Below are 9,354 nucleotides of genomic sequence, written 5' to 3'. Positions count from 1 at the left end.
AAGAAGGCAACTTGTTCAGGAGAGGGTTGGAGCTTTACAACTATTGTGAGAACTTGTTTCATGGCTAAACTATACCACCACATGGGATAGAAAGAGAGAGATTGAAAATACTTCGGGGATTGACCCCTCGCATTTTCCGCTATCCCCCTACCCCTTACTTCGTTGAAGGGGTAGCCCCTCGCGATTCGGGTGGGATATCCTCCCAAGTCGATTCCCAACCCATCCAAACCTTTATCCAGAATCAAACCAACTCCGATACACCGATTTGTCCCGGTGCAGGTGTGGTGAAATGTACCACCTACAATGGTGTCAATGTCTTTATTCATATTATTATTGCCTTGCTCATTGCCCTGCCCATCGGTTGTATAATTCAATGGATGCGCGATCGACACAAACGCAGAGGGTAAGTAGGTGGACATTGGGGATCGTCATTCGTCACTTGTAAATTCTCTCCCCCAGCTTCCAGACGTAGCATGCTACGTCTCTACATTGCTTCCCCTTATCGCAGCCCCATCCCTTGCAACTCTTGACGTAACCGTTGCGCTTCCTGGGGATTGGTGACTTGATGACGGGCGATCGCACTCTCAAATGCTACTGAACTTTCAGGTATTCGTCCCAGTTTAAATAATACAACCCCTAAGTTTTGGTAAGCGTCGGCATAGTCGGGATTCAGTTGAATCGCTTTTTGATAAGCAGTTATCGCGGCTTCCCACTGTCCCAAGGCTTTTAAGGTCATCCCCAGGTGATTGTATCCCATGGCAAAACTCGGATCAATGTTCACCGTGGTTTGGTATGCCCGTTTCGCTGTGGTTAAATCGCCCACGCTGAATAACAAATTGCCTAAATTATTATAGGCTCCCAGTTTAAGTTGGGAGAGAATCGGTTGCTGGATGGCGTCTTGATAGTGATCTGCCGCTAGTTGGAGTTGATTCTGTTTCCTGTAAGCATTGCCTAAATGGTAATGTAATTCAAATAATACAGCAGCATCTACCTGTGAATCCGTGAATCCACGCTTCAGCAGGCTAATCCCCTCCTCCACTTTACCGATTCGCACATAAAGCGCCCCCAATTTACTGCACAAGTAGGGATCATTCGGATGATCAGCCAGAAATCCTTCCATTGCTTTCTTGGCGCGAGTATATTTATCCAACGACGCGATCGCACTCGGTTGATAGCCATAATGTAAAATGCCCACCGTAGACAGGGAAATCACCTGCCAATCGGGTTCTCGCTGCACCAATTGACTGACACTATCATCCACCAGAGAATGGTAGGGGCGAGAAAAATAGAGATCGGGGTGATGGCGGAATAAACGGGATACCAGGGAATAGGGCGATTGAGTCGCACCCACTTCTTGACGGATCAGATTAATCACCAAGTTGCGATCGTTTTTTATCGCCTGTTGGATTTCGGGTACAATTTTCGGCGTTAACACCTCATCCGCATCCAGCACCAGCACCCACTTCCCTCGCACATATTGCAGCGCATGGTTGCGGGCGGCAGAGAAGTCATTGCACCATTGAAAATGATAAACCCTTGCCCCATAATCTGTAGCAATATCAACCGTGCGATCGCTCGATCCAGTATCTAGGATCACCATTTCATCCACAACTGGCTGCACACTCTCCAAAACTTGGGGTAAACTGGCTTCCTCGTTTTTCACAATCATACATAGACTGAGATCCATACTTAATTCCCTCTTTAGTGACAGTCAAACATGAAACAATAAGATATGTTGATTCACCATTAATACTAGAAAACGATGCCAAAACCGACTCAAGCCCACATGTCTCGCACAATCTCTAAGAGTCAACCCAGTGGTCCGAAGGACATGACTAAGCGCCAGATGGAATATTATATGGGAGCGAAGCTGATTGAGGTTGGGGTTAATCCAAAATCTGCTATTTATCGTTGGTCAGTAGAAAATAAAGGAAGTCGTGAAGTCTGGACGTATAGCGCCTACTGGAGTGATTCTAAACAGGAATTATTGCACAAGGAACAGGAATCCTAGGACAAAAAGCTAGAAGGCAGAAGGTAGCTACGTCTGGGAGTAAGGGTGTAGGGGCGGGTTTTACTAATAGCGTTCTGTCGATGTCTGATAACTTAGCTAAACCCGCCCTTCAAGGAAAGCAGGGGAAGTAATGGTTATCGGAAAATAAAGTCCACTTCATTAGTCTTAGTAACTGGATGTCTCCCTGTTCCCTGTTAAGAGTTCCCTAATCTCAACCGTTCGTTAACTTTAATTGTGTCCACCCACTTACGAACATTTAACTTAATTGAGCGACTATCTGGTTTTGTAAGACGGTTTGCTCGGTGAGTAAGTCGTCTACTGTTAATCGTAAAGCGCGATCGCGATCCACTGAAAACTTGAGTTTAATCCGATCGCGCCCCGGATTTGCTGGGGGTGTAAGCTGGGCAATGGTTCTGGCACCGTCGCGATCATTTAAGGGTTGTACTGCGGTTTTGCCGCCACCGAGTTGGCGCGTGATTAAGCGATCGCCTTCAAAGTATACCTCGGTTGCTCCGGTTTCTGCGCCTAATTCTCCGACAATTAACTCAATACTCGGTTGATTCTCTACAGACGCCCCTAATACTAATTCCACGGGATTACTCATCGGATAGGGTTGTCCGGCTTTAATAATGGAATGCCAATTGTGACAGTTATTCCGTCGATCCCAGTAGCGAATCCCATAGCTATGGTAGAGGAAGTCTTGGACTTCTATGCCTTGAGCTAATTGTAATGCGCCTTGGGCGATGGCTTCAAAGGGTTTGCGGGAACGAATCTTTTCGGCGTTAAAATATTGCTTCACCCAACTTTGTACGGCGGGAATTTTTACGGTTCCCCCCACTAATAATACCGCATCAATGTCTGCGACTTCGATGCCACTACGCCGTGCTTGTTGCAGGAGTTGGGTCATTCTCTGATTCAGGTTATCAAAGAATTGGTGATCCGTTAAAATGGTTTCAAAGGTTTGCCGATCCAGATTCAGTTCATAACTCTCTAGTGTTTCATCATTAAAGTAAACTTCTGTGGCTGTCGGTTCTGTCGATAGCTTAATTTTCAACCGTTCCGCCAATCGCGTGGTTAAGGGCGATCGCGAAATTCCTTGAGTTTTGGCAAAATAATCCACCAGCCAGTTATCAATATCTGAACCGCCTAAGTTTTGCCCTGCTTTGGCGAGTACCCGGGCTATTTTGGGCTTTTGTCCCGAACGTTCACCTAAGACTTTTTCCCCCCATTTAAGGATAAACCCCAGGGGCTTTGTTCCCGTTTGTACCTCTTGATTTAACTGCACCAGGGATAAATCTAAAGTCCCCCCACCGAAATCCACCACGAGGAGGGTTTCACCTTCTGCTACACCATACCCCAAAGCGGCGGCGGTTGGTTCATCCAGTATCCGCAGTTGTTCCACGGGTAAGGATTGGCAAACCCCTGTTAACCAGTGGCGATACGCCTCAAAACTATCGACGGGTACGGTAAGAATTAAGCAGTCAATCGTGTCGGTGGGGGAAGGGGAGAGTTTGGCGATAATTTGGCTGAGGAACCATTGTCCAATTTGCTCAAAACTGATAGTTTGTTCATCCAATTCCGGCAAAAATCCCTGAATCTGTGAGCCTATCCCCCGTTTAAAGCTGGAGAAAAAGCGAGGATCGGTGGTAAGATCTAAGCCGCGATCGCGCACGGTTTGACCGATAATAACATTACCCTTTTGGGCATCCTCAACATAGACCAAACTGGGAATCAGGGGCGGATTTTGGGCAAGTTGTATTGATAATCCGGGTAGGTTGACGGTTTCCGCTTCTCCCGTGGCGGCGTTCCAGCGAGTTACGACAGTATTGCTTGTGCCAAAATCAATTGCGTAGTTTGTCATTTGTCATTTGTCATTTGTCATTTGTCATTCGTCATTCGTCATTTGTCATTCGTCATTCGTCATTCGTCATTCGTCATTCGTCATTCGTCATTTCTGTTCGCCGTTTTCTATTTTCTTTATCTACTGCTGTGCATTTTATCATTTCCTAAGCATTTATACTTATTGACATTTAAATTTGAGATGGAAGCATCCCATAAGACAAATCCTCAGCAGTGGCTATCCATCGTTACCGATAAGTTTCGCATGAGCAGTAATGGAGGTCCCGAATATACAGCAGAGGATATTGTTGAAGCCGGAACCTATAACCTATTCTTAGGCGATACAGAACATTATCGTTCTTCAGAAGAGTCCTTTGATTCATCCTATCAACTTTTCCACAGTGCGTTTCCTAATGGTTTTCATTGGGAACTCATTGAAGTATTATCAGGTCCACCAAATGTTGTCTTTAAATGGCGTCACTGGGGGACATTTAGTGGCTCGTTTAAAAACCATACCGCCACAGGAGAAACGATAGAAATTATTGGTATTAGTGTTGCTCAGGTGACAGAAGATTTAAAAATTCAGTCGGTTGAACATTATTTTGACAACAGTGCATTTCTTCAGAAACTGACGGCAGGTTGTCCCGTCCATTAATCCAGTGACATCCTCCCCCACTAATTTTAAATATAGTGGGGGCTTCCCCATCTCACGATAGCAACATTGATTATTCATGATTGATCGGAATTTCGACAATAAACTCTGTTCCTTGACCGGGATTGGAAACACAGTGAAGTTGACCTTGGTGTTTTTCGACAATAATTTCGTGGCTAATTGATAAGCCTAATCCCGTGCCGCGTCCGACGGGTTTTGTAGTAAAGAATGGATCAAAGATTTGGGGAATAATATCGGCATTAATTCCGGCACCATTATCCGCAATCCGAATCACCGCGAATTCCGTTGCTGGTGGTTCATCTCCATTCTCGTCGGAACTCTGATGCTTTTGAGCCACTTCGGTACTAATTTTAATGTGTCGGGGGACAGGTTTATTGTCTAAGGCATCAATTCCATTACTGAGTAAGTTCATAAACACTTGATTTAGTTGACTAGCATAGCAGGTAATTTTCGGTAGGTTTCCGTAATGTTTACTGACTTCGATTTTCGGGCGCTCGCCTGATGCTTTCAGCCGATGCCGTAAAATGATTAAGGTATTATCGATACTCTCATGAATATCAATGGCTTTGCGTTCGGATTCATGATGTCGTGAAAAAATGCGTAAGGATTGAACAATTTGCTGAATGCGCTCAGCACCTATCTCCATCGATTTGATTACATTCTGCCAATCCTCACTGACGAACTCCCAATCAATATCCTCAATAATCTCTTGAATGGCGTCTGGGGGATGGGGATAAGCTTCACTATAGGCATTAATTAAGCGAGTGAGATCGATAAAATAATTTTTAGCATACATGAGATTCCCGCCAATAAAGTTGACAGGATTATTAATTTCGTGAGCTACACCTGCCACCATTTGCCCTAAGCTGGACATTTTTTCATTATGAATCAGTTGAGTTTGGGCACGTTTGAGTTCAGCCAATGCTGTCTCCAGTTGGGTCGATTTTTCCTGTTCTCGTTGAATCGATTGATGTAAGGCTTCCTCGGCTTGTTTGCGTTGGCAGATATCTTTGAGTGAACCCACCATCCGCTGAGGTTTTCCGTCCTCATCCCACAGGGCTTGTCCCCGGCATAATACCCATTTATAGGTATCATCTTGGCATTTCAGGCGATATTCGATTTCATAATACGAAATTTTTTGCTCTAAATACTTTTGGGTAGTTTCAATGATTTCATCCACATCATCGGGATGGATACGACTGAGCCATTCATCGAAACGATGTACAATTTTGCATTTGTCATCGTGGCAATTTTGATTACCGATAATTTCCTGAAATCGCTCCGATGTAAACACTTCACCTGTCTGCAAATTCCAATCCCAAATTCCATCATTATTCCCTTTTAACACTAATTGCCAGCGTTCTTTACTTTGGCGTAAATCTTCTTCAATTTGCTTGCGTTCGGTAATGTCTTTACCAACGGTGATTACACAGCGTTTTCCATGCAAATCAATAAACTCAGCCGATAATAACAAGGTAATAATCTCTCCCGATTTAGTCTGCCATTCTGTTTCCCAATTATCCAGTGATCCTTGGTGATGTAAACGCTGTTCAAATTGAACCATATTCTCTGGTTTTACTATCACGTTCAGCTCAAACATCGTATGATTAATTACGGTTTGCCACTCATATCCCAATAGCTCAAGAAAGCTATGATTTACATCAATATAACGTCCGTCTGGGTAGGTGGTAATCGTAATCGGATCAGGGCTACAACTAAATGCTTTGGCAAATTTTTCTTCTGAAATTTGACGGGCAACTTCGGCTCGTTGACGTTCTTGGGATTCTAAGCGTAATGAAATGATATCGGCAATAGAACGGGCAAAATTTTGTTCTTCTGCTGTCCAATGTCGCCTGGTTTCTATCTGTTCGATGCATAACAACCCGACAGTTTCTCCCCCTAATCGTAGCGGAGCGTCTAGCATTGATGTAATGTTTAATTCCTGTAGGTAAGGCTCAATCAACTCACGGGTTCTGAAATCGCGCATCGCATCATCTGCTACAACCAAGGAGGTTTCAATTAAAGCGTTGAAATAAATAGGATAGTTCGCTAGGGCTAGATTTAACCCAGCACTATGTTGGCAGGTACTTTGCTGAAATAAATCCAGACATTCAATATGAGTTTTTTGGATATTATGGAGCCAAATGCTGACTCGTTCAACTTCAAGAGTACGAGCCGTAACTTCGGTAATTTCCTGAAACGCTAATTCTAAATTGCCCTTATATAAAACTTGATTTTTAGCCAGTTTTAGTAGTAAATTATTTTGATGACTAAGCTGTCTTGCCTGTTCTCTAAGTTGGTTATCAGCTTGCTGGCGATCGCGAATTTCTTGTTGGAGTAGACTATTTTGTTCTTTTAACTGGTTCTGTAATCGTTGCAGGAGTAGTTGATTTTCGATGCGAACTAGAATTTCTTCCGGTTGGAACGGTTTAGTAATATAGTCAGCCCCGCCAATTTTCAAGGCTTTTACTTTATCAGCCGCTTCCGTCAACGCACTTAAAAAAATGATCGGAATGTCTTGGGTTTTTGGATTTGACTTCAGACATTGACAAACACTATACCCATCCATATCCGCCATGACAATATCCAGTAAAATCAAATCAGGAGGCGACGTTATTGCCGCATTGATGGCGAGTTTACCACAAATAGCCCGTTGAATATTATAATGTTCTTTCTCCAATACCTTCGATAAAAAGCGTAAATTATTGGGGTTATCGTCAACCACTAATATCGTTATTTTAGGTTTATTCAATACAGTTGATACTTGTTGACTTAGCATCGCTCTAGTCCTTATGAATGATTGATGGTAGTCTGAGTTACTCGCACAATAACATCCAGTCTAAAATTATGAAGTAAATCCGTTAATGCCTTGGCTAAATCTACCTTTTCTGGCGGCAGTTCTTGAATCAACTGAGCAATCATTGCTTCATCTAACTGATTAGCTGCCTGAGCTAATTCCGTCACCCAGGCTAAAGGGAGACGGGCTAATTCTGAACAGAAAAACGAGTCTGATCTCTGACTTATGCCATAACGGGATTGATGCAGAGGCAAGCCCTCCGATAACTCTTGATAACGATAGCGCACTCCTAAATGGTGGGCAATTGTGTCAAAAATTTGCTCCTCTGTAAACGGTTTCCGGACAAAATCCTCAGAGCCGACGGCTAAAATCTCCTCTCGCCTTTCCTCAAAGGCGCTAGCGGTTAAGGCGATAATAATAGTTCTAGATAAATCTAGGACTGAGTTGGATTGAGATAACCGTTCTTTTTCTTTGCTTTTAAGCTGTCGTGTTGCTTCTAACCCATCCATCATTGGCATCCGTGTATCCATAAAAATCAAGTGGGGTTGCCAAGTTTCCCATAACGCTAAGCATTCCATTCCATTTGCCGCCTCCCGCACCTCAAAGCCAATTGGTTCGAGTAATTTAATCAGCAACAGACGATTTTCTGGGGTATCATCAGCCACTAGGATACGATAGATCGGTTGATTGGGTTCTAAACCAATAACACGCTGACGGGGTTGGGGGGTGACGGGGTAGACATCTGCCGGACTAATTTTAATACCAAATTCAAAAATTGTCCCCTTGCCGACAACACTACTGACGGTAATGGTTCCCCCCATCAGTTGCACAAATTTGCGGGTAATGGTTAACCCTAAACCTGTCCCTTCCGCCATTTTTTGTCCGGTTTCGGTTTGGACAAAGGCATCAAATAAGTGGTCAATTTCAGCCGGAGAAATACCCGATCCCGTATCTTCGACTTCAAACTGGAGTCGGGGGGTAAATGCTGACAAGGATGATGAAGGGTTTTGATCGGTTAACGCCTCAGTTGCCAAATGTACTCGTAAGGTAATAGTCCCCTGTTCGGTAAATTTAATCGCGTTACCTAAAAGATTAATCAAACAAACCCGTAATTTTTTCGCATCGGTTTTTATAATTTGCGGAACATTGGGTGCAACGATGAAAACTAGATTTAAGTTTTTCTGTTCTGCTTTAATTTGGAACATTTCTTCCAAATTATCTAACAAGCGATACAGATCAAAGCTGCTTTCATAGATGGAAATAATACCGGCTTCAATTTTCGATAAATCTAAGACATCATTAATTAAGTCCAGTAAATGTTCACCACTGCGATTAATAATACCCAGATATTCGCGTTGTTCCGACGTCAGTTTCACATCACGACTCATCACTTGAGTAAACCCTAAAATAGCATTCAAGGGCGTGCGAAGTTCGTGACTCATATTGGCTAAAAATTCACTTTTCGCTTTCGAGGCGGCGGCGGCGGCTTTTTCTGCTTTGCGGCGCTCTTGTATTTCCTGCTCTAATTTTTGATTGCGATCGCGTACTTCTTGGGATAGCCGCCGAATCATCAGTTGATTCTCTACCCGCGCTAAGACTTCTTCTACCTGAAAGGGTTTGGTAATGTAATCAACGCCTCCCACGCGAAAGGCTTTGACTTTATCCAAAACATCATCAATTGCGCTAATAAAAATGACGGGAATGTCATGAGTCTCTGGATCAGCTTTGAGGTGTTCACAGACTTGATACCCATCCATTTCTGGCATGCGGACATCCAGTAAAATCAGATCAGGTTGAGCGGATTTAGCGGCGCGAATTGCCATTTTTCCTTTGACCACACCTCGCACTTGATAGCCTTGATCTGACAAGGTGGCGGATAAAACTTGTAAGTTTTCTGGGGTGTCGTCAACAATTAAGAGGTTGCCTTTAGTCATTTGTTATTGGTCTTATGTTATTCGGTATTTGAATCAGGGGGGGTTTTGTGGCTCAGTTATTAGTTTTTAATTAGGGTTAGTCCCTAAACCATCCGCGTCA

At 43.6% G+C, this 9,354-nt stretch carries 6 protein-coding genes and 1 pseudogene; 2 read left to right on the top strand and 5 right to left on the bottom strand.

The window, feature by feature from the left end:
* Nucleotides 1–419: pseudogene (locus RIG27_RS20640) on the bottom strand (hypothetical protein); the annotation flags it as partial.
* 80 nt (nucleotides 420–499) lie between these two features.
* On the bottom strand, nucleotides 500–1,687 hold the full coding sequence (locus RIG27_RS20635) for a tetratricopeptide repeat protein (RefSeq protein WP_446348244.1): 1,188 nt from the start codon (nucleotides 1,685–1,687) through the stop codon (nucleotides 500–502).
* 75 nt (nucleotides 1,688–1,762) lie between these two features.
* Here RIG27_RS20635 and RIG27_RS20630 point away from each other — a divergent pair, with 75 nt between their 5' ends.
* A complete protein-coding gene (locus RIG27_RS20630; RefSeq protein WP_446348242.1) occupies nucleotides 1,763–2,011 on the top strand; it encodes a hypothetical protein in 249 nt (82 codons plus the stop codon).
* A 256-nt stretch (nucleotides 2,012–2,267) separates the two neighbouring features.
* On the opposite strand, the gene RIG27_RS20625 is transcribed toward RIG27_RS20630, so the two are convergent.
* The gene (locus tag RIG27_RS20625) at nucleotides 2,268–3,872 is read right to left on the bottom strand and encodes an Hsp70 family protein (protein ID WP_446348240.1); all 1,605 of its coding nucleotides are present in this window, start codon (nucleotides 3,870–3,872) and stop codon (nucleotides 2,268–2,270) included.
* Between RIG27_RS20625 and RIG27_RS20620 the strand changes: the two genes are divergently transcribed.
* Entirely contained in the window at nucleotides 3,873–4,505 is a 633-nt protein-coding gene (locus tag RIG27_RS20620) for an ester cyclase (RefSeq protein WP_446348238.1), read from the top strand.
* A 70-nt stretch (nucleotides 4,506–4,575) separates the two neighbouring features.
* On the opposite strand, the gene RIG27_RS20615 is transcribed toward RIG27_RS20620, so the two are convergent.
* Together RIG27_RS20615 and RIG27_RS20610 are read right to left on the bottom strand one after the other, a co-directional pair.
* Entirely contained in the window at nucleotides 4,576–7,302 is a 2,727-nt protein-coding gene (locus RIG27_RS20615) for a response regulator (RefSeq protein WP_446348236.1), read from the bottom strand.
* Between the two features lie 11 nt (nucleotides 7,303–7,313).
* Nucleotides 7,314–9,254, bottom strand: coding sequence for a response regulator (locus RIG27_RS20610; protein WP_446348234.1), 1,941 nt, complete (start codon nucleotides 9,252–9,254; stop codon nucleotides 7,314–7,316).
* Nucleotides 9,255–9,354: the final 100 nt, after the last annotated feature.

This window comes from Coleofasciculus sp. F4-SAH-05, from assembly GCF_040222985.1.
GTDB lineage: Bacteria > Cyanobacteriota > Cyanobacteriia > Cyanobacteriales > Coleofasciculaceae > Coleofasciculus > Coleofasciculus chthonoplastes.
Note: the sequence above shows the minus strand (reverse complement) of the source record. Positions and strands in the feature narration are given on the sequence as shown.

Coding starts and splice junctions, on each gene's coding strand:
- RIG27_RS20635 (WP_446348244.1), bottom strand. CDS start 1,687: ATGGATCTCAGTCTATGTATGATTGTGAAAAACGAGGAAGCCAGTTTA.
- RIG27_RS20630 (WP_446348242.1), top strand. CDS start 1,763: ATGCCAAAACCGACTCAAGCCCACATGTCTCGCACAATCTCTAAGAGT.
- RIG27_RS20625 (WP_446348240.1), bottom strand. CDS start 3,872: ATGACAAACTACGCAATTGATTTTGGCACAAGCAATACTGTCGTAACT.
- RIG27_RS20615 (WP_446348236.1), bottom strand. CDS start 7,302: ATGCTAAGTCAACAAGTATCAACTGTATTGAATAAACCTAAAATAACG.
- RIG27_RS20610 (WP_446348234.1), bottom strand. CDS start 9,254: ATGACTAAAGGCAACCTCTTAATTGTTGACGACACCCCAGAAAACTTA.